Source organism: Streptomyces sp. NPDC015139, from assembly GCF_043079785.1.
Taxonomy (GTDB): Bacteria; Actinomycetota; Actinomycetes; order Streptomycetales; family Streptomycetaceae; genus Streptomyces; species Streptomyces albidocamelliae.
Map to the genome: position 1 here is coordinate 229,690 of NZ_JBIBUW010000008.1, position 19,212 is coordinate 248,901.

At 73.7% G+C, this 19,212-nt stretch carries 22 protein-coding genes; 11 read left to right on the forward strand and 11 right to left on the reverse strand.

Annotated features, from left to right (window positions below):
- The first annotated feature begins 105 nt into the window (after positions 1-105).
- The 7 genes from ACF08B_RS23165 (at position 106) to hypA (ending at position 5,002) form a co-directional block, all read left to right on the forward strand.
- The gene (locus ACF08B_RS23165; protein ID WP_392319113.1) at positions 106-1,194 is read left to right on the forward strand and encodes a hydrogenase expression protein HypE; all 1,089 of its coding nucleotides are present in this window, start codon (positions 106-108) and stop codon (positions 1,192-1,194) included.
- Positions 1,195-1,270: 76 nt separating this feature from the next.
- On the forward strand, positions 1,271-3,064 hold the full coding sequence (locus ACF08B_RS23170; protein ID WP_392319114.1) for a nickel-dependent hydrogenase large subunit: 1,794 nt from the start codon (positions 1,271-1,273) through the stop codon (positions 3,062-3,064).
- The gene (locus ACF08B_RS23175; RefSeq protein ID WP_392319115.1) at positions 3,057-3,614 is read left to right on the forward strand and encodes a NifU family protein; all 558 of its coding nucleotides are present in this window, start codon (positions 3,057-3,059) and stop codon (positions 3,612-3,614) included. Before ACF08B_RS23170 ends, ACF08B_RS23175 begins: the two co-directional genes overlap by 8 nt.
- Positions 3,611-4,207, forward strand: coding sequence for a DUF5947 family protein (locus ACF08B_RS23180; RefSeq protein WP_392319116.1), 597 nt, complete (start codon positions 3,611-3,613; stop codon positions 4,205-4,207). The genes ACF08B_RS23175 and ACF08B_RS23180 overlap by 4 nt, the downstream gene beginning before the upstream one ends.
- A 21-nt stretch (positions 4,208-4,228) precedes the next feature.
- Positions 4,229-4,435 (forward strand): hypothetical protein, encoded by a 207-nt coding sequence (locus ACF08B_RS23185; RefSeq protein ID WP_073895531.1) that lies wholly within the window; start codon positions 4,229-4,231, stop codon positions 4,433-4,435.
- 5 nt (positions 4,436-4,440) lie between these two features.
- The gene (locus tag ACF08B_RS23190; protein ID WP_392319117.1) at positions 4,441-4,653 is read left to right on the forward strand and encodes a hypothetical protein; all 213 of its coding nucleotides are present in this window, start codon (positions 4,441-4,443) and stop codon (positions 4,651-4,653) included.
- A 7-nt stretch (positions 4,654-4,660) separates the two neighbouring features.
- A complete protein-coding gene (gene hypA, locus ACF08B_RS23195; RefSeq protein ID WP_073895529.1) occupies positions 4,661-5,002 on the forward strand; it encodes a hydrogenase maturation nickel metallochaperone HypA in 342 nt (113 codons plus the stop codon).
- A gap of 92 nt (positions 5,003-5,094) precedes the next feature.
- On the opposite strand, the gene hypE is transcribed toward hypA, so the two are convergent.
- The 9 genes from hypE to ACF08B_RS23240 form a co-directional block, all read right to left on the reverse strand.
- Complete coding sequence (gene hypE / locus ACF08B_RS23200; RefSeq protein WP_392319118.1) at positions 5,095-6,195, reverse strand: hydrogenase expression/formation protein HypE; 1,101 nt, start codon at positions 6,193-6,195, stop codon at positions 5,095-5,097.
- Positions 6,188-7,330, reverse strand: a complete 1,143-nt coding sequence (gene hypD / locus ACF08B_RS23205) for a hydrogenase formation protein HypD (protein ID WP_392319119.1) — start codon at positions 7,328-7,330, stop codon at positions 6,188-6,190. The genes hypE and hypD overlap by 8 nt, the downstream gene beginning before the upstream one ends.
- The gene (locus ACF08B_RS23210; protein WP_392319120.1) at positions 7,327-7,617 is read right to left on the reverse strand and encodes a HypC/HybG/HupF family hydrogenase formation chaperone; all 291 of its coding nucleotides are present in this window, start codon (positions 7,615-7,617) and stop codon (positions 7,327-7,329) included. The genes hypD and ACF08B_RS23210 overlap by 4 nt, the downstream gene beginning before the upstream one ends.
- A gap of 3 nt (positions 7,618-7,620) precedes the next feature.
- Positions 7,621-9,969 carry a carbamoyltransferase HypF gene (gene hypF, locus ACF08B_RS23215; protein ID WP_392319121.1) on the reverse strand — a complete coding sequence of 783 codons (2,349 nt, stop codon included), beginning with the start codon at positions 9,967-9,969 and terminating at the stop codon, positions 7,621-7,623.
- Complete coding sequence (gene hypB / locus ACF08B_RS23220) at positions 9,966-10,691, reverse strand: hydrogenase nickel incorporation protein HypB (protein WP_392319122.1); 726 nt, start codon at positions 10,689-10,691, stop codon at positions 9,966-9,968. The genes hypF and hypB overlap by 4 nt, the downstream gene beginning before the upstream one ends.
- Positions 10,692-10,752: 61 nt before the next feature.
- A complete protein-coding gene (locus ACF08B_RS23225; protein ID WP_392319123.1) occupies positions 10,753-11,331 on the reverse strand; it encodes a hydrogenase maturation protease in 579 nt (192 codons plus the stop codon).
- Positions 11,328-13,043, reverse strand: a complete 1,716-nt coding sequence (locus ACF08B_RS23230; protein WP_392319124.1) for a hydrogenase maturation protein — start codon at positions 13,041-13,043, stop codon at positions 11,328-11,330. The genes ACF08B_RS23225 and ACF08B_RS23230 overlap by 4 nt, the downstream gene beginning before the upstream one ends.
- Before the next feature lie 66 nt (positions 13,044-13,109).
- Positions 13,110-13,478: a hypothetical protein gene (locus tag ACF08B_RS23235; RefSeq protein ID WP_093479920.1), complete on the reverse strand. Its 369-nt coding sequence runs from the start codon at positions 13,476-13,478 to the stop codon at positions 13,110-13,112.
- 238 nt (positions 13,479-13,716) lie between these two features.
- A complete protein-coding gene (locus ACF08B_RS23240; protein WP_392319125.1) occupies positions 13,717-14,244 on the reverse strand; it encodes a hypothetical protein in 528 nt (175 codons plus the stop codon).
- Positions 14,245-14,533: 289 nt separating this feature from the next.
- Between ACF08B_RS23240 and ACF08B_RS23245 the strand changes: the two genes are divergently transcribed.
- Positions 14,534-15,025 carry a DUF1360 domain-containing protein gene (locus tag ACF08B_RS23245; protein WP_392319126.1) on the forward strand — a complete coding sequence of 164 codons (492 nt, stop codon included), beginning with the start codon at positions 14,534-14,536 and terminating at the stop codon, positions 15,023-15,025.
- Between the two features lie 241 nt (positions 15,026-15,266).
- A complete protein-coding gene (locus ACF08B_RS23250) occupies positions 15,267-15,698 on the forward strand; it encodes a DUF2267 domain-containing protein (protein WP_093695268.1) in 432 nt (143 codons plus the stop codon).
- Between the two features lie 81 nt (positions 15,699-15,779).
- Here the strand turns inward: ACF08B_RS23250 and ACF08B_RS23255 are convergent, their stop codons facing one another.
- Positions 15,780-15,929, reverse strand: coding sequence for a hypothetical protein (locus tag ACF08B_RS23255; protein WP_176985857.1), 150 nt, complete (start codon positions 15,927-15,929; stop codon positions 15,780-15,782).
- A gap of 210 nt (positions 15,930-16,139) precedes the next feature.
- Here ACF08B_RS23255 and ACF08B_RS23260 point away from each other — a divergent pair, with 210 nt between their 5' ends.
- Positions 16,140-17,312, forward strand: coding sequence for an AI-2E family transporter (locus ACF08B_RS23260; RefSeq protein ID WP_392319127.1), 1,173 nt, complete (start codon positions 16,140-16,142; stop codon positions 17,310-17,312).
- Between the two features lie 44 nt (positions 17,313-17,356).
- Complete coding sequence (locus ACF08B_RS23265) at positions 17,357-18,538, forward strand: aromatic acid exporter family protein (RefSeq protein WP_392319128.1); 1,182 nt, start codon at positions 17,357-17,359, stop codon at positions 18,536-18,538.
- Positions 18,539-18,548: 10 nt separating this feature from the next.
- On the opposite strand, the gene ACF08B_RS23270 is transcribed toward ACF08B_RS23265, so the two are convergent.
- Entirely contained in the window at positions 18,549-19,211 is a 663-nt protein-coding gene (locus ACF08B_RS23270) for a hypothetical protein (RefSeq protein ID WP_392319129.1), read from the reverse strand.
- Position 19,212 lies beyond the last annotated feature (1 nt).

The following is a 19,212-nucleotide window of genomic DNA, read 5'->3' on the forward strand; positions in this document are numbered from 1 at the left end:
AACGCGCCCGAACGCCACCGGCGGAACCCCCACACCGACCCTCGCGGCCCCGTCGGCCGCGGCCCACTCCCCGAATCGAGACCGGCTGCAACGGAGGCCGCAGAGATGACCACACAGAGCGGTAGAACCGAAGTCCAGGGCGAGCCCGGCGGCAACGGCGCCCGGGAGGGGTTCGACGAGATCACCATCCTGTGGATCTCGGAGGGCATGAGCTGCGACGGCGACACCGTGTCGCTGACCGCCGCGGGCCAGCCGTCCATCGAGGACGTGGTGCTCGGGCTCATCCCCGGCCTGCCGAAGGTGAACCTCGTCAACAAGGTCCTGTCGCCGAGCCTGGGCGGAGAGGACTTCCTCGCCCCGTACCGGGCGGCGGCCCGTGGTGAGCTGGAGCCGTTCATCCTCGTCATCGAGGGCTCGATCCCGAACCAGAACATCATCGAGGGCGACGGCTACTGGACGTCGTTCGGCAACGACCCGGAGACGGGTGAGCCGCAGACGCTGAACTCGTGGATCGACGACCTCGCGCCCCGGGCCTGGGCGGTGGTCGCCGCCGGGACCTGCGCGACCTTCGGCGGCATCCACGCCATGGCGGGCAACCCGACCGGCTGCATGGGTCTCGCGGACTACCTGGGCTGGGAGTTCAAGGCCCGCTCGGGCCTCCCGGTCGTCAACGTGCCCGGCTGCCCCATCCAGCCGGAGAACTTCATGGAGACCCTGGTCTGGGTGCTCCAGCACGCGGCCGGGACCGCTCCCCCGCCGCCGCTGGACCACATGCTGCGGCCGCAGTGGCTGTTCGGGAAGACGGTCCACGAGGGCTGCGACCGGGGCTCCTACTACGAGCAGGGCGATTTCGCCAAGGACTACAACTCCCCCAAGTGCCAGGTGAAGGTGGGCTGCTGGGGTCCGGTCGTCAACTGCAACGTGCCCAAGCGCGGCTGGATGGCCGGCATCGGCGGCTGCCCGAACGTCGGCGGCATCTGCATCGGCTGCACCATGCCGAGCTTCCCCGACGCCTTCATGCCGTTCATGGACGAGCCTCCGGGCGGCACGCTGTCGTCGATGGTGATCAGGCCGTACGGGGCGGTCATCCGCCGGCTGCGCGGGCTGACCAACGACATGGTGAACCACGAGCCCAAGTGGCGCCACAACAAGCGCAAGCTGACCAGCGGTTACGACCCGCACTGGCGCGCGTGAACCCGCCGGTGACCGCGCACGTCCCGCATTCCGCCATCACACCGCCGAACCCGAACAGCGAGGGGCAGTACCGCAGATGACCACCACCGAGTCCCGGCAAGCAGGACGCAAACCCGCCCAGATCGTGGACATGTCCTGGGATCCGATCACCCGGATCATCGGCAACCTGGGCATCTACACGAAGATCGACTTCGCCAACCGGGAAGTCGTGGAGTGCCACAGCACCTCGTCGCTGTTCCGCGGCTACTCGGTGTTCATGAAGGGCAAGGACCCGCGCGACGCCGGGTTCATCACCTCGCGGATCTGCGGCATCTGCGGCGACAACCACACCACCTGCTCCAACTACGCCCAGCAGATGGCCTACGGGGTCAAGCCGCCGAAGCTGGCCGAGCACATCACCAACCTGGGCGAGGCGGCGGAGTACATCTTCGACCACACGATCTTCCAGGACAACCTGGTCTTCGTGGACTTCTGCGAGGCGATGGTCAAGGCCACCAACCCGAGTGTGCTGGCCCGCGCCGAGCGCACCGACGCCCCCCGCGGGGACGTCCACGGCTACCGGACCATCGCCGACATCATGAAGGCCTTCAACCCCTTCGAGGGCGAGGTCTACAAGGAGGCGCTGAAGGTCAGCCGGATCACCCGGGAGATGTTCTGCCTGATGGAGGGGCGGCACGTGCACCCCTCCACGCTGTACCCGGGCGGGGTCGGCACGATGCCGCAGCCGAGCACCTTCACCGACTACCTCAGCCGGCTGATGCGCGTCATCGACTTCATCAAGAAGGCGGTGGCGATGAACGACGACGTCTTCGACTTCTTCTACGAGGCCCTGCCGGGCTACGAGGAGGTCGGCAAGCGCCGCATCCTCCTCGGCTGCTGGGGCGCCTTCCAGAACCCGGACGTCGTCGACTACCGCTACGCGACGATGAACGAGTGGGGCCGGGCGATGTACGTCACCCCGGGTGTCATCGTGGACGGCAAGCTGGTCACCAACAACCTGATCGACATCAACCTCGGCCTGCGCATCATGCTGGGCAGCTCCTTCTACGAGGACTGGGTCAACGAGGACCCCTTCGTCACCCACGACCCGCTCGGCAACCCCGTCGACATGCGCCACCCGTGGAACCAGACCACGGTCCCGGTGCCGCAGAAGCGGGACTTCGAGGGCAACTACAGCTGGGTGATGAGCCCGCGCTGGTACCACCAGGAGACCGGCGAGCACCTCGCCCTGGACACCGGCGGCGGCCCCCTCGCCCGGCTCTGGTCGACCGCGCTGAGCGGCATCGTCGACACGCCGTACGTGAAGGCGACCGGCGGCGGCATCCGCATCACCCTGCCCAAGGGCGAGAAGCTGCCGGAGACGACCCTGGAGTGGCGCATCCCGAAGTGGAGCAACACCCTCGAACGGGACCGCGCCCGGCCGTACTTCATCGCGTACGCCGCCGCCATGGCCCTGCAGTTCCTGGAGGAGGCCATGGGGATGCTCAAGACCGGCGACACGAAGGTGTTCGAGAACTTCGAGGTGCCGGACGAGTCGATCGGCTGCGGCTTCCACGAGGCCGTGCGCGGTGTCCTCTCGCACCACCTGGTGATCCGCGACAAGAAGATCGCCAACTACCACCCGTACCCGCCCACCCCGTGGAACGCCAGCCCGCGGGACATCTACGGCACGCCGGGCCCGTACGAGGACGCCGTCCAGGGCCAGCCGATCTTCGAGGAGAACGGGCCCGACGACTTCAAGGGCGTCGACATCATGCGGACCGTCCGCAGCTTCGACCCCTGTCTGCCGTGCGGTGTCCACATGTACATGGGCAAGGGAAAGACCCTGACCACCGTGCACTCGCCGACGTACGGGGCCAACCATGGCTGACACCGCCGTGCGGCTGCCCGACCCGGCGGTGGAGGCGCGGCTCGCCCGTCTCGACGAGGTGCTGGCCGGCCTGGAGGCCGGCCCCGGTCCCGCGCTGGAGGCGGTGCGGCTGCTGACCGAGGTCTACGGCGAGGCCCTCGCCCGGGTCCTGGACCACGCGGACGAGCGGCTGGGCAGCCTCCTCACCGGTGACGAGCTGCTCGGGCACCTGATGGTGCTGCACGAGATCCACCCGGAGCCGGCGGAGACCCGCGCCGCCCGTGCGGTCGAGAAGCTGCGGCCCGCGGTGCGCGAGCGCGGCGGCGACCTGGAGTGGGCCGGCGTCGACGGACAGGTGGCGCGGGTGCGGCTGAGCACCGGCGGCTGCGGTTCCGGGTGCGGCGGCGGCTCGTCGGACGTCCTGGAGGCGGTCCGCGCCGCGGTGCTGGCCGTCGCCCCCGAGCTGACCTCGGTGGAGACGGTGCCGGAGTCCGCCGACCGCAAGGCGGCGCCCGCGTTCGTACCGCTGAGCACGATCAAGAAACGGGCCGTGCCCCAGGAGACGCGGTGACGGCGGACGGGGCGCTCGCCCGGGTGATCCGCTCCGCCGCCGACCGGGCGGCATGGGCGGAGGCCGAGGTCTGCGAGCTGTGCGCCGCCCCCGTGGCCCCGGAACACCCCCATCTGTACGACACCGGCGCCGCCGAGGTGCGGTGTGTGTGCGGACCCTGCTCGGTGCTCTTCGCCGACGACGGCGCGGGCGAGGGCCGCTACCGGATCGTGCCCCGGCGGCGGCTGCGGCTGCCCCCGGTCGACACGGGGGTGCTGGGCGTCCCGGTGGGGCTGGTGTTCTTCGTGCCGCGCTCCGACGGCACGGTCACCGCGCAGGGGCCGAGCCCGGCCGGGGCCATGCGCTGGGAGGTGGACGCGGCTGCCTGGCAGCGGCTGGCCGCCTCGGTTCCGCAGCTCGCCGCGATGACGCCCGACGTGGAGGCGCTGCTGGTGAACACCGCGCGCGGCAACGACGAACACTGGCTGGTGCCGGTCGACGACTGCTACCGGATGGTCGCCCTGGTCCGCCGCGAGTGGCGGGGCCTCTCCGGTGGCGGGCGGGTCTGGCCGGCCGTAGAACAGTTCTTCAGAGAGCTGACCGAGCGGTCATAGGGATCCGGAAGGAGATCGGACATGGGCAGCATCCGAGTGGGCCGCCCCCAGGCCAAGCCCGACATGCCCTCCCACGTGCGCGGACTGCACCAGGGGAACAAGGGCCCGTACCAGCACCAGACCGGACACCACGAGGACGGCAGCTCCGACGCGCGCCGCTCCACCGGCATCCACTGGAAACGGCATGACGCGCTGGTGAAGGACATGCCGAACATCTCACCCGGATGAGCCGGATGAGACAGCAGAAAGTGACCGTCATGGACATGGGCAAGAGAAGAAGATCCACGCGTTCGGGCCTTTCGGGACGCCAGCTGGTCGTGGCCCAGGCCGCGGTGGTCGGCAGCCTCGTCGCGGCCCTGTTCCTCCGGGAACTCCCGGGCATCATGCGGGAGTTGCGTATCTACCGGATGACCGGGGGCCTGCGCGCCGGTCACCGGTACCCGTGAGGCCGGCGTGCACGAACTGTCGATCGCGACCGCGATCGTGGAGCAGGCCGGGGAGATCGCCCGGGCGGACGGCGCCGGCGACGTCGCGTCGGTGACCGTCCGGGTCGGGGAGCTGGCGGGTGTGGTGCCGGACGCGCTGCACTTCGCCTTCGAGGTGGCCCGCGACGGTACGGCCCTCGCGGCGGCCCGGCTCGTGGTCGAGCAGGTGCCCGCCCAGGCCTGGTGCGGCGAGTGCGCCGAGGAGTTCGCCGTCGGCATGCCGCCGTTCTTCTGGTGCCCCCGCTGCGACCGTCCCTCGCAGGAACTGCGCAGCGGACGTGAACTGGAGATCACCGGCGTCGAGACCTGACGTGTCCGGTCCGGTGCGAACGCGACCGGCCCCGCCTCCGCGGCGGGGCCGGTCGCGTTCGGCTTCCGGGTCCGGTCGGCAGATGCGTCCGGTCAGCAGATGCGGGGCAGCTGCTCGCCCAGCGGCAGGTCCAGCACCCGGGTGCCGCCGAGACCGGTGGCGACGACCACCATGCCGGGGTGGTCGGCCACGCACTCCCCGATGAGGGTCGCGCCCGCGCCGTGCGGGTGGGCGCGCATGGCCGCGAGGACGGCCTCGGCGTGCTCCGGGGGAACGAAGGCGACCAGCCGTCCCTCGTTGGCGACGTACAGCGGGTCCAGACCGAGGAAGCCGCAGGCGTTCGCGACCTCGTCCGGGACGGGAACGGCACGCTCGCGCAACCGCACTCCGGTGCCGGAGGCGCGGGCGATCTCGTTGAGGGACGCGCCGAGGCCGCCCCGGGTGGGGTCGCGCAGGACGTGGATGTCCTTGGTGACCGCCAGCATGGCCGCGACCAGGTCCCCGAGGGGCGCGGTGTCGGAGGCGATCTCGACCCCGAACTCCAGGCCTTCGCGCACACTCATGATGGCCACGCCGTGCAGGCCGATCGGGCCGCTCACGATGACGGCGTCGCCCGGCCGGGCGCGCTGCGGGCGGATGTCGACCCCGTCGGGCACGAGACCGACGCCCGCGGTGGTGACGTAGACGCCGTCGCCGTGCCCGGACTCCACGACCTTGGTGTCGCCGGTGGCGACGGTGACGCCGGCCGCCCGGGCCGCCGCGCCGACGGCACGTGCGACGCGCGCCACGACGGCCAGTTCGACGCCCTCCTCCAGGATGAAGGCGGTGGACAGGTACGCGGGCCGGGCGCCGCTCATCGCGAGGTCGTTGACGGTACCGTTGACGGCCAGGTCGCCGAGGCTGCCGCCGGGGAAGAACAGCGGCCGTACGACGTAGGAGTCGGTGGAGAAGGCCAGGCGCGCGCCGCCCAGGTCGAGGACCGCCGAGTCGGCGAGGGCGGCCAGGGTGGGGTTGCCGTAGGCGGGCGCGAAGACCTGCTCGACCAGTTCGGCGGACAGGGCGCCGCCTCCGCCGTGGCCCATGACGACGACCGGCTGGTCGCGCAGGGGCGCCGGGCAGGTCCAGTCCGCCGGGTCGACGGGTGCTTCGGGCTCGGCCGCCGCGTGGGGGGCTTCGGTGGCGAGGTCAGCCAACGGGGTTCATCTCCTCCTGCGGGATACGGGATCCCTGCGGTGCCGGGGCGTTCATGCGGCGGTACAGGTAGTAGGCGGCGCAGGCGCCCTCGCTGGAGACCATGGTGGCGCCGAGCGGGGTGCGCGGGGTGCAGGCCTTGCCGAACGCCTCGCACTCGGTCGGCTTGATCAGCCCCTGCAGGACCTCGCCGGCTCTGCACACGGCGGGCTCCTCGGTGCGGATGCCGGTCACGTCGAAGCGGTGCTCGGCGTCGAAGGCGCGGAAGGCGTCGGTCAGCCGCCAGCCGCTGGCCGGGATGCGGCCGATGCCGCGCCAGTTGCGGTCGGTCACCTCGAACACCTCCTCGATCATGCGGACGGCGGCCGGGTTGCCCTGGTCGCGTACGGCACGCGGGTAGGCGTTCTCCACCCGGTGCTCGCCGCGCTCCAGCTGGTGCACGGCGCGGCGGATGCCTTCGAGGATGTCCAGCGGCTCGAATCCGGTCACGACGACCGGTACGCGGTGCTTCTCGGCCAGGTCCGGGTACTCGGCGGTGCCCATCACGCTGCACACGTGGCCGGCGGCCAGGAAGCCCTGCACCCGGCAGCTGGGGGCGGTCATGATGGCCTCGATCGCCGGGGGGACCCGGACGTGGGAGACGAGCAGGGTGAAGTTGTCCAGGCCGAGCCGGCGGGCCTGGTGCACGGCCATGGCGTTGGCGGGGGCCGTGGTCTCGAAGCCGATGGCGAAGAACACGACCTGGCGGTCCGGGTTTTTGCGGGCGAGTTCGAGGGCGTCGAGCGGCGAGTACACCACGCGGACGTCACCGCCCTCGCCCTTGACCCGGAACAGGTCGCGGTCGGTGCCCGGCACGCGGAGCATGTCGCCGAAGGAGCAGAAGATCACGTCGGGGCGGGCGGCGATCTCCAGGGCCTTGTCGATGACGTCGAGCGGGGTGACGCACACCGGGCACCCGGGACCGTGGATCAACTCCACCTCCTCGGGCAGGAGCTGGTCGATGCCGTGCCGGATGATGGAGTGGGTCTGACCGCCGCAGACCTCCATCAGCGCCCAGGGCCGGGTGACCGTGGCGCGGATCTCGTCCAGCAGCCGGCGTGCCAGCTCGGGGTCGTTGAACTCGTCGATGTACTTCACCGGGTCTCACTTCCGCTCTCCTGCCGGGACGCCTGCTCCCAGGCGTCCCCGAACTCCTCCTCCAGCAGCCCCAGTTGCTCGAACAGTTCCAGGGACGCCCGGGCGGACTCCTCGTCCAGTCGCTGCAGGGCGAACCCGACGTGGACGATCACGTACTCCCCCACCTGGATGTCGGCGAGGTACTCCAGGCACGCCTGCTTCTGCACTCCGCCGAAGTCGATCATCCCGGTGAGCGGGTCGGCGCTGTGGTCGATGGACACGACCTTGCCGGGCACTGCCAGACACATGGGTCACTCCGTCTCGTGGTTGGTTGCTGTTCCCGCGACCATCAGCTGGCCGAGCGCCAGCCCGCCGTCGTTGGGCGGTACCTCGCCGTGCCGCAGCACCGTGAAGTCCTCCCGGGTGAGCAGGGCGGTGCACTCCTCCTCCAGCAGGGCGTTGACGAAGACACCCCCGGTGAGCGCGACGGTGGTCAGGCCGGTCGCCGTACGGGCCCGGCGGCAGATCTCGGTGACGGCCCGCGCGACGCCGCGGTGGAAGCGGGCCGCGAGGACGGCGGCGGGGGTGCCGCGGGACTGGTCGTCCAGCAGCGCGGCCAGGGCGGGCGCCGGGTCGATCTCGCCGCGCGTCCCTAAACCGAAGGGATGGGCCACCGCGTCGTCGCCCGCCGCCTCCAGCGCCGCCGCCTCCAGCTCCATCGCGGCCTGGGCCTCGTATCCCGCGCGGTGGCAGACACCCACCAGGGAGGACACCGCGTCGAAGAGCCGGCCCATGCTGGAGGTCGGGACGCAGGCCGCCTGGCGTTCCAGCTGCTTTCGCAGCACGGCTTTCTCGACGTCCGAGCAGGCCATGACGCTGGGCAGGGCGGGGGTCCACGGCAGCCCGGCCGCCCAGAGCCGGGCGAGCGCCAGCCGGCACGGGTTGGCCACGCCCGCGTCGCCGCCGGGCAGCGGGGCGGGGGTCAGATGGGCGAAGCGCCGGTAGCCGGTGTAGTCGGCGAGCAGGATCTCGCCACCCCACACCGTGCGGTCGTCGCCGTACCCGGTGCCGTCGAAGGCGACGCCGATCACGGGCGTGGTGCCGTCGAGGCCGTGCTCGGCCATCGCGGAGGCCACGTGGGCGTGGTGGTGCTGGACCAGGACCGGGGCGCCGGCGCCGAGCCGGCTCGCGCTTCTGCGGGCCCGGGCGGTCGAGTGGTATCCGGGGTGCCGGTCGGCGGCCACCAGGCGCGGGGTGACCCCGGTGAGGCGGGCCAGGTGCCGCTCGGCCCGGTCGGCGGCCTCGAGGGTGGCGAGTTCGCCCATGTCCCCGATGTGCGGCCCGAACCAGGCGTGTTCGCCCTCGCCCAGGCAGAGGACGTTCTTGAGGTCGCCGCCGGCCGCGAGGGTGGGCCGGACGGGGACCGGCAGCCGCAGCGGGCGGGGCACGTAGCCGCGGGAGCGGCGCACCACCTGTTCGGTGCCGTCGGGACGGATCCGGAGCAGGGAGTCGTCGCAGGGCGAGGCGATCGGCCGGTCGTGGGTGAGCCAGGCGTCGGCGAGGCCGGCCAGCCGGGTCAGCGCCTCGGTGTCGTCGGTGACGATGGGTTCACCGGAGCGGTTGCCGCTGGTCATGACCAGCGCCCGGGGGCCGGGGGGATCGCCGGGCAGTCCGAACAGCAGGGTGTGGACGGGGGTGTAGGGCAGCAGGACGCCGAGGTGCGGGCTGCCCGGGCAGACCTGCTCGGCGAGGCGGAGGCCGTCCGGGGGTGTGCGGCGGCGCAGCAGGACGATGGGGCGGCGGGCGCCGGTGAGGGCGGCCCGTTCCGCGTCGGAGAGCAGCGCGATCCGCTCGGCCGTGGCCAGGTCGGCGCACATCACCGCGAAGGCCTTGCCGCCCCGCTCCTTGCGGTCGCGCAGGGCCCCGACGGCCCGGGCGTCGGTGGCGTCGCAGGCCAGGTGGTAGCCGCCGACCCCCTTGACGGCGACGATCCGTCCGGCGGCCAGCAGCGCGCGGGCGGTGGCGATCGCCTCTCCGTCCCGGGCGGGGCGGGCGCCGCTGCCGTCGGCCGGGGTCAGGGCGAGCCGCGGCCCGCAGTCGGGGCAGGCGACGGGCTGGGCGTGGAAACGCCGGTCGGCGGGGTCGCCGTACTCGCGTGCGCACGGGGGGCACATCGGGAAGCCGGCCATGGTCGTGACGGCGCGGTCGTACGGCATGCCGGTGGCGACGGTGAACCGGGGGCCGCAGTGGGTGCAGGTGATGAAGGGGTGCCGGTGGCGGCGGTCGGCCGGGTCGGACAGCTCGGACAGGCAGTCGGCGCAGGTCGCGGTGTCGGGTGGGAGCTGGGTGCGGCCCGGGGACCGCTCGGTGGTGCGGATGGTGAAGGTGCCGCTCTCGCCGGTGGCGGGCAGGTCCTCGCCGGCGACCGCGGTCACGGCCGCGAGGGGCGGCGGCTGCTCGGCGAGCAGGGCGCAGAACCGGTCCACCTCGCCGGCCGGGCCCTCCACCTCGATGAGCACCCCGTCACCGGTGTTGCCGACGAATCCGGCGAGGGAGAGCCCGGCGGCCAGGCGGTGCACGTGCGGGCGGAAGCCGACGCCCTGCACGGTGCCGCGCACGGTGAGCCGGCGGCGCACCGGGCCGGTGACGGGGGCGGTCACGCGACGGGGGCGGACGCGGGGTGGTGGTGGCCGTGGGGGTGGGGGGCGAGGGGCGGTCGGTGCGGCGGGGCGCCGTCGCGGGCGGCGAGGGCGCGCTCCAGCAGGATGTCGACGCCGTCCCCGGTGCGGGCGCAGGACCGGACGATCTCCACGCCCGGGTTGACCCCCTGGACGTTCGCCCGGAAGGCGGTCTCGTCGAAGCCGGCCGGCTCGGCCAGGTCGGTCTTGGTGACGACGACCAGGTGGGCCGAGCCGAACGCGGTGGGGTACTTCAGGGGTTTGTCCTCGCCCTCGGTGACCGCCATCAGGACGACCCGCAGGGTCTCGCCGAGGTCGTAGGCGGCCGGGCAGACGAGGTTGCCGACGTTCTCCACGAAGAGCACGGCGGTGTCCGCCGGCAGCCAGCCGTCCAGCCGGGTGCGGACCTGCCGTGCTTCCAGATGGCAGAGCCCGTCGGTGAGCAGCTGCTGGACGGGGGCGCCGGAGCGGGCCAGCCGGACCGCGTCGTTCTCGGTGGCGAGGTCCGCGGTGAGCGCGGCCACGGGGAGGCCGCGCTCGACCGCGAGGGCCAGCGTCCGGCCGAGGAGTTCGGTCTTGCCGCTGCCGGGGCTCGACAGCAGGTTCACCAGGGTGACGCCCTGCCGGGCCAGGTCGCCGCGCAGGTCGGCGGCCAGGTCGTCGTTCTTCGCCAGTACGGCCTGTTTGACGTCGGACCCGCACATGGGCGCTGCTCCTCGCAAGGTCGGTGAGGGGGTCCGGGCCGCGTCGCGTGGGGCCCGGGGTTCACCGATTCTCGACGCCGCCGGGCGCTGCGCCGGGCAGCGCAGCCGGACGCGGGGTGCCGGATTCCACCGGGCGGCCCAATGGGGGCAGGGGTCCGGCGGGGTCGGCCAGCAGGGCGGGGACCAGTGAGTGGAGCGCGTCCACGGCCCGGTCGACGGCTGCCCGCACCGGTGCGCTGAGCCCGGGCAGGAGATCGTCGTCGCTCGGCAGCAGCTCGGGTTCGCAGGCCAGTACCAGGACCCGGGGCAGGGGCTCGTCGCCCAGGTGCGTGGCCAGGGCGAGGACCTTCGCCGGGTCCATGCCGTGGGCCTCGGGCGGGACGGTGCCGTCGGGGGGTTCGGCCTCGATCAGGGAGAGGGTGCCGGGTGGGTGCCCGCGCCGGGCGGCGTCGACCAGGAGTGCGGTGGGGTAGCCGTCCAGCAGGGCGTAGGCGAGGTCCATGCCGCGGATGCCGTAGTCGTGCACACGGGCCTCGGGCGGCAGCGGGCGGTGTTCGAGGGCGCGGATCACCTCGGGGCCGAACGCGTCGTCGGCGAGGAAGATGTTGCCGACGCCGGCGACCAGCAGCCGGGGCGTCATCGGAGGTCCCCGAAGGGGATGTCGAGGGGGCGCGCCGAGCCGTCGGGCGTCTTGCGGACGAAGGCCGAGCGCAGGGTGTGGTAGGCGGCCATGGGGTCGAAGAAGGTGTGGTGCATGCGGGCCATCTCGGCCTTCCGGTGGTCGGCGAGGGGGCGTTCCCGTTCGTCGGCGGCGCGGGCGGCCGCCTTGGCGGTGATGCGCCGGTCCAGGTCGGGCGCGGCGGCGAGGCCGGCGGCGAGTCGCTCCACCTCGGCCGCGAAGTCCCGCGGTGCGGCCGGTAGGAGGCGGTCGGCGAGTCCGAGCCGTTCGGCGGTCGCGGCGCTGACCGGCAACGCCTCGGTGGTCAGCCGCTCGGCCTGCTCGGGGCCGACCCGGCGGGGCAGGGAGTACGTCCAGAACTCGGAGCCGTACAGGCCCATGCGCCGGTAGTGCGGGTTGAGGACGGTGCCGGTGCGGCACCAGACCTGGTCGGCGGCGAGGGCCAGCATGGCGCCGCCCGCGGCCGCGTTCCCGGCGAGGGCGGCCACGACGAGCCGGTCGGTGGTGCGCAGCACCGCCTCGACGAGGTCGTCCATGGCGTTGAGGTTGGCCCACGACTCCCGGGCCGGGTCCAGGGCGGCCTCGATGACGTTCAGGTGGATGCCGTTGGAGAAGAAGTCGCGCGCTCCGCCGAGGACGAGCACCCGGGTGGGGCGGGTGAGGGCGTACTCGTACGCGGCGAGCAGCCGGCGGCAGTGCAGGGTGCTCATCGCGCCGCCGGGGAACGAGAAGCCGAGGAAGCCGACCTCGCCGTGCTGCCGGTAGCGGATGTCGGTCCAGGTGCGCCGGCCGGCGGGCAGTTCGAAGGGGACCGGGTCCTCCGCGAGCCGCGGGACGCGCTCGCCCGTGATGTCGGCGAGGACGGCCGCGGCCGGGCGGCGGAAGGGCGCGGGGTCGCCGGACTTCTTGCGGGGGCGCAGTTCCGGGATCCAGACCGCGCCGTCCCGGGTGGCGCGGCAGACGGCGCCGGCGCGCTGGGCGAGCAGGTCGCCGGGGCGGCCGCGCAGCCGGTCCTCCGGGTGACCGCCGTGCAGGAACATCTCCCGGCCGAGGAGTTCGTCCAGGACGCCGGGCTGGGAGTCGGCGCCGCGGAGCTTGCGCAGCACGGTCGCGGTGTCGTCGTGCGCCCAGTCGATGCGCCGCCGCTCCTGCCGGAAGGCGTCGCGCCAGACGACGTCGACGGACTCGTGGCTCTGCGGGAGGGGCTTGTGGGCGCCTTCGGCGTAGCGCCGTACGGCGGTCAGGACGGCGGTGACGGCGGCGTCGGAGGCCTCGTTGCGGTAGAGGTCGCTCTTGCCGACCGGGGGTGCGGGGAAGGACTCGGCCGCCCAGATCGGGCCGGCGTCCATCGCGGCCTCGGCCTGGAGCACGGTCACGCCCCACTGGGGTGCCTCTTCGGCGATGGCCCAGTCCAGCGAGGACGGGCCGCGGTCACCGGGCGGACCCGGGTGCACGATCAGGCAGGTGTGCTCCCGCCAGAGGTCCTCCGGCAGGGCGGTCTTGAGCATCGGCGCGACGACCAGTTCCGGCCGCAGTTCGCGTACGGCGGCGCGGACCGGGTCGGGGCCGTGCGAGGCGAGGACGACATCCACGTGGTGCCCGTGGTCCGAGAGTTCGGCGTACAGGCGCTGGGTGAGGCTGTTGAACGCGCTGGCGACGAGCAGAATGTCCATGACACGGCATGTTCGTCCCTGTTCCGGATGCCCGGAAGGACCCCGGCGGCGTTTCGCCCGCGCCGCTCAGGTCTCTTCCTCCATCCGGATCGCATTGCGCAGATCCTCGAACGCCTGGCTCCGCACGTCCGGGTGTGCCGCCAGCAGGGCCCCGGCGATCGCGTCGAGCTTGCGCTGGATGGCGTGCTCGGCGCGCATCTCGGCGTTCTTGAGCAGGGCGAGGAGCAGCAGGGTCACCGCGGTCATGGACTCGCCGGCGAGCAGCAGCACCTCCAGCCGCAGGTGCGCGGCATGGGCCGCGACGAAGAAGCCGACGAGGAGCAGGCAGAAGGCGAAGAAGGCCGGGGAGCTGGTGAAGTTGGAGGCGTACTCGGCGAACTGCTCGAACCGGCCGCGGCGCGCGCCACCACGATGCACGGGATTCTTGAACGTCATGGCCGAGCCATACCCCTCGGCGGCCGGCCCGTCGGCCGCCGTCCGGGCGGCGTAGGGGCCCGTACGGAACGCGCACGGGCGCGCCCGGCCCGCCGTCCGCATCCGGATGCGCGGCCCGCCGTACGACGCGTCCGCGTGAGGGGCCTGGTTCCGGCGGCGTCGGACGTCCGACGCCCGGGTCCGCCGTTCGCGCCCCGGCGCCTACGGCGACGGGGTCGCGTACCGCGGGGTGCGACGGTCAGGCGGCGAGGGCGCGGCCCTGGCCGAGCCGGTCGAGCAGCTGCTCGTGGTGCAGGTCGGCCACGGGGGCGAGGAGGTCGGGGTGGCGCAGCAGGGCGGCGGCGCGGCGGTCGCCGTCGTCGGGGTCGACCAGCCGCCGGAACTCGGCCGGGCCGGCCGAGGGGTGCTCGCCCTCGGCGAGGGCGTCGACGGCGAGCCCCGCCAGCTCCGGGTCGGTGAGCAGGCCGGCCGCCCAGCTGACCACGACCTCGTCCACCCAGGTGCGCCAGGCCCAGTCCTCGGCGCACTGGGTGCCGCGCTGCTCGGCTCCGGTGATCCAGTCGAGGCGGTCGGCGCCGCCCGGTCCTGCCATGGTGACGAGGGCCGCGTCGATCTCGGTCGGGTACCGCAGCCAGGCCGCGACGGTCACCGCCTGACGGGCCTGCGCCTCGCACAGGGCGGAGGCCAGCGCACCGCCCGACGACGGGTAGGAGACCGTCAGCCAGCGTGCCGTCGCGGCGATGAGGGAGGACAGGTCGTTCAGCAAGGCCGGGCCGTCCGGGGGGCGAGGGAACAGGGGGCTGTCACGCAACGGTAGCCCGCCGCCCGCTGCCCCCGGGAGGGAGTGCGAACCAGGTCATATGTGGCATCGCCCACGTCCCGGCCCACGCCGGTGCGTGCGCGGGGCCGCCCGGGGGTGAGGCCAGGACCGGTTCGGCCCGAGGCCCGCTCCCGTGCGTGCGCGAGGCCGCCGGGGCACGTGTCGCCCCCTCACCCCGGGGAACTCGGTGCGCGCCCGTGGCAGGACCGCGTGACGAGGAGGTCAGGGAGGTCTCATGACGACGGTGACCGCGCAGTACGACGACCAGGGCGATGTCCCGCTGGGGGGCTATGCCGCCCTCGCCTCCGTGTTCGCGGCGAGCGCCGGCACCTTCGCGGTGCTGGCCCGGCGCCGGGGCGTACGGCTGCCGGAGGAGGTGCCGCCGTGGGACGTCGCGCTGCTGGGTGCGGGGACGTACAAGGCGTCGCGGGTGCTGACCCGGGACAAGATCACCAGTTTCCTCCGGGCGCCCTTCACGCGACGCGCGGGCGACGGCGAGGCGAGCGAGGTCATGGACGAACCGCGGGGCAGCGGGTTCCGGCGTGCCGTCGGCGACCTGGTGTCCTGCCCGTTCTGTACGGCGGCATGGGCCGCCGGTGCCCTGGTCGCCTCCTACACGGCCTCTCCGCGGCTCACCCGCCTGGTCTGCGCGGGGCTCGGCGCCGTGACGGTGGCGGACTGGCTGCAGTACGCGTGGACGTGGACGCAGCAGACGGCCGAGGACTGAGCACGCCGGGCGCCTTCCGGTGGGCCGCCGCCCAGGGACCCGGTCCGGTCGGCGCCACGGCACGCGAGGGCCGGTGGAGAAGTGCCCCGGCCCGCGACGCCACCCGGCCCCCGGGGTACTCGGTCGGCGCGCGGCCTCCGGGCCGCCCCGGCGGGGCCGGACACGCCGCGCGGAGAGGGCAGCCCGGCGGGATTCTTGACGTATCGCGCCGAGAGGACCTCCTGACGAAGGGACCGGCCTCATGCATCACGACGAGATGATCGGAAAGGTGCAGGTGCTCGCCCACCTGCCCGACCGGGGTTCTGCCGAGCGGGCCGCCCATGCGGTCGTGAGCACACTGTCGGAACGGCTTCCGTCCGGACTGGCCCGCCATGTGGCCGCCCAGCTGCCGCCCGACATGGGAGCGGCGATGCGGGAGGCGGCCGACGCCGCGGACGCCGCCGGGGCCGACTCCGGTACGGCCGGTGAACGGTTCGGGCTGACCGCCTTCGCCGGACGCATCGCCGACCGGGCGGGCACCGACGAGGACACCGCGCTGGAGGAGGCCGCCGCCGTGCTGGAGGTGCTCGACGCCGCCCTCGCCCCCGAACTGACCGAACGCATGGCGGGCGCGCTGCCCGCGGACATCCGCGTACTGCTGCCGACGGAACGGGCCGCCGAGGAGCTGGGCTGAGCGGATCCGGGCTGAGTGCGGCCGGGCTGAGTGAGGCCGGGTCGGGCAGGCCGTACAGGACCCGGCGGCCGGACCCGTCGGTCAGTGGCGGCCCGGCTTCATGCGGTGCCGTCGACGGGGCCGCGCGTGCCGGGACCTCGGGGGCCGGACGACCCACCGGTCCTCGACCTGGTCCAGTCCGTACAGCAGGATGCCGAGGACGGGAAGCAGCAGAACCGCGATGACTGTCACTGGAGGCTCTCCCCTCCGTGCCGACTACCCCCTCCGAGTGCCCTGACCACGCATCTCCACCCCCGGCCGTTGTGAAGTTCCTGTGCGCGAGCGGCCCCCGGCGACCTGCACCCGCGCGGGCGCACACCACGGGCCCCCGCTCCCGCCCTGTGCTTACGGTTCTCCGGAGGCGACCGAGCGTCCCGGGAGGGCGAACAGGCGGGAGCAGCGGTGGGCGATGCGCGTCGGCGGGCGGCAGGGCCGGGAGGGGGACGCCCGGCGGCGGGCCCGGTGCTGGGCAGCCGCCCCGGACACTCCGTACGGCTCCCCGTTCCGCACCGCACCGAGCCGCCCGTGCCACGGGCCGAGCGGACGGTGCCGTGGCTGCGGATCGCCGCCGCCTACTCGTGGCGGCTCATCCTCGTCGGCATCGTCGTCTACGGCGTCTTCAGCGTCCTCGGCCGCTTCCAGCTCATCGCCGTGGCCCTGTTCCTCGCACTGGTCGTGACGTCCGTCCTGCGCCCGCCGACGGACCTGATCAACCGGGTGCTGCCCAGGTCGCTGAGCGTCGCCGTGGCCCTGGTCGGCAGTCTGATGGTGCTGTTCGCCCTGCTCGCCCTCGTGGGCAACGCGGTGGCGGGCGAGTCGTCCCGGCTGGCGGGCGACTTCCGCGGCGGTGTGCACCGGATCGAGCAGTGGCTGCAGGGGCCGCCGTTCCGGCTCGGGCCCGGCAAGCTCTCCGATCTCCAGCAGCAGCTGACGCACTACGTCTCCGCGCACCGGTCGGACCTGCTCAGCAACGCCGTCAGCGGTCTCGGCCGGGTGGTCGAGGTGGCCACGGGGGCGGTGCTCGCGCTGTTCGCCTCGGTCTTCTTCCTCCATTCCGGCGAGCGGCTGTGGGCCTGGGCGCGCGACCACCTGCTGCCGAGCGGAGCCCGAACTCGCTGGGACCGGGCCGGGAGGGCGGCCTGGCGGACCTTCGCCGGGTACACGCGCGGCATCATCATCGTCGCCGCCACCAACGCCGTGCTGGTGGGTGTGGCCCTGCTCGTGCTCCGGGTACCGCTCGCGCTGCCGCTGGCCCTGCTGGAGTTCTTCGCCGCTTTCGTCCCGCTCGTGGGTTCGCCGGTGGCGCTCGGGGTCGCCACGATCGTCGCGCTGGCGGGGCGGGGGCCGCTCACGGCCCTGGCCGTGCTGGTGCTCATCGTCGTGATCGGCCAGCTCGAAGGACATGTGCTGCATCCGCTGGTGCTGAGCTGGGCCGTGCGGCTGCACCCGCTGGTCGTCGCGGTGTCGGTGATCGGGGGCAGCGTCCTCGCCGGTGTCATCGGCGCCGTGGTGGCCGTCCCGTTCGTCTCCGTGGTCTGGGCGGTGCTGAGCGCCCTGCGCACGGCGCCTCCGTGACGGTGACGTGCCGCAGCCGCACCCCTCCTGTGCAGGAACTCTGCATGGAGGGTGCGCTGGGTGGCACCCGGGGCGGTGTGCGTGGGATACGAGTGAGCGGACAGGCGCTGTGGCGTGATGTGACGGCCGCGGCGCAGGGTGTGCGCCGGGCCTGGGCGGGCCCGTGCCGGGAGCGGGATCTGGTCGTCCAGGCGGCGAAGGCGGCGCTGGCCGCCTGGCTGGCCTGGGCGGTGGCGGGCTGGTGGCTGCACGCCCCGGTGGCGTTCGTCGCGCCGTGGGTGGCGGTCGTCCTGGTGGAGTCGACCGTGTACCGGTCGATCGCGCACGGACTCCAGCAACTGGCGGCGATCGCGGCGGGCACGGTCGTGGCCACCGCGATCGGGCTGCTGGTGCACGACACGGTCGTCGCGATGGCGGTGGTGCTGCCCCTGGCCCTGCTGCTGGGCCAGTGGGGCCGGCTGGGCAGCCAGGGCATCTACGCGGCCACCGGCGCTCTGTTCGTCCTGACCAACGGCGCCGTCACGGTCACCACCTCCGCGGCCCGGCTCGGCGAGGCCCTGTTCGGGGCGGTGGTGGGCATCGTCGTCAACGCGCTGATCCGGCCGCCGCTGTACCTGCGGGACAGCGAGGCCGTGCTCCAGGACGCGACCGAGGAGGCCCACGACATCCTGCGGGCGGTGGCGGACGGGCTGGCGGAGGACCGCTGGGACACCGAGGAGGCCGGCGTCTGGCACGAACGGGCCCTGCGGCTGCACCGGCTCGTGGAACAGGCCCACTCGACCGTCGAGTGGAGCCGGGAGAGCCTGCGCGGCAACCTGCGGCACCGCCACCGGGGCCCCGTCCCGCCGGTGGGCAAGGAGTACGACGACGCCGTCCTGGTGCTGGACTACGCCGCGGTGCACACCGCGGGGGTCACCCGGACGGTGCTGGAGGCCGCTGCCGAGGACCGTCCGGCGCGCCGCCCGCACCCGGATCTCGCGCGCCACTACGCGGAGTTCCTGTACCGGTCCGCCCGCGCCCTGCGCGCCTACGGCCGGAGCCGGTTCGACGACAAGTGCGAGGACGAACTGCGCGACGCGGTGGCGGACCTGCGGGCCACGCTGCAGGACCTGCGCCGGGACCTGGCCCGGTCCGCGACGGGCGACCCCGACGAGCTCGCCACCTACGGCGCGCTGCTCGCGCAGGCCCACCGGCTGGCCGACCAGCTGATCGCCTCGGGGACCTGACCCCGGCGACTCAGTCGACGGTGGTGGAGGCGAGGACGTCGTGGAGGTCCTCGACGACCGCCGGATCCGGCTCGCCGGTGACGACACCCAGCAGGAAGGAGGTGCGGCCGCCGCGGGCGGTCAGCAGGGTCATCTCCAGCCGGCCGCCGGTGTCTCCGGTGACGCGCAGGACGGCGGTGTGCGCCGGCCGGCCGTCGACGACCGTGCTGTGCGACTCCTCCAGGGTGGCCGGCCGGTCCGGGAAGAAGAACCCGGCGTTGGAGCGGGCGGCGGCCTCCGTGGTGCGGCGCAGGTCGGCGCGGGACACCGGCCGGCCCGCGCGGCCCGCGAGCACGGTGGCACCGGTGGTGGCGGCCGCGCCGTGGTCCTTGCCGGGGATCTGCGTGATCTGCGAGGAGAAGGCGTCGATCAGGTCGCGGTCCTTGGCCGGGTCGTGCTTCCAGCCGTCCGGGACGCCGTAGGAGAGTCCGGCCCGGGTGTCCGTGACCCGGGGGCGGCCCGCCAGCGGGCCGGACTCCCCGCCACGGGTCGACCAGAGGGCCGCCGCACCGCACGCGACGACGAGGAGCAGCGCCACGAGTCCGCCGACCGACGCGCGGCGCGCCCGGGAAGGCGTGGGCCGAGGGGCGAAGTCCGGGCGGGGCGGGTACGTCGGCGGGGAAGGCGTTGTCATG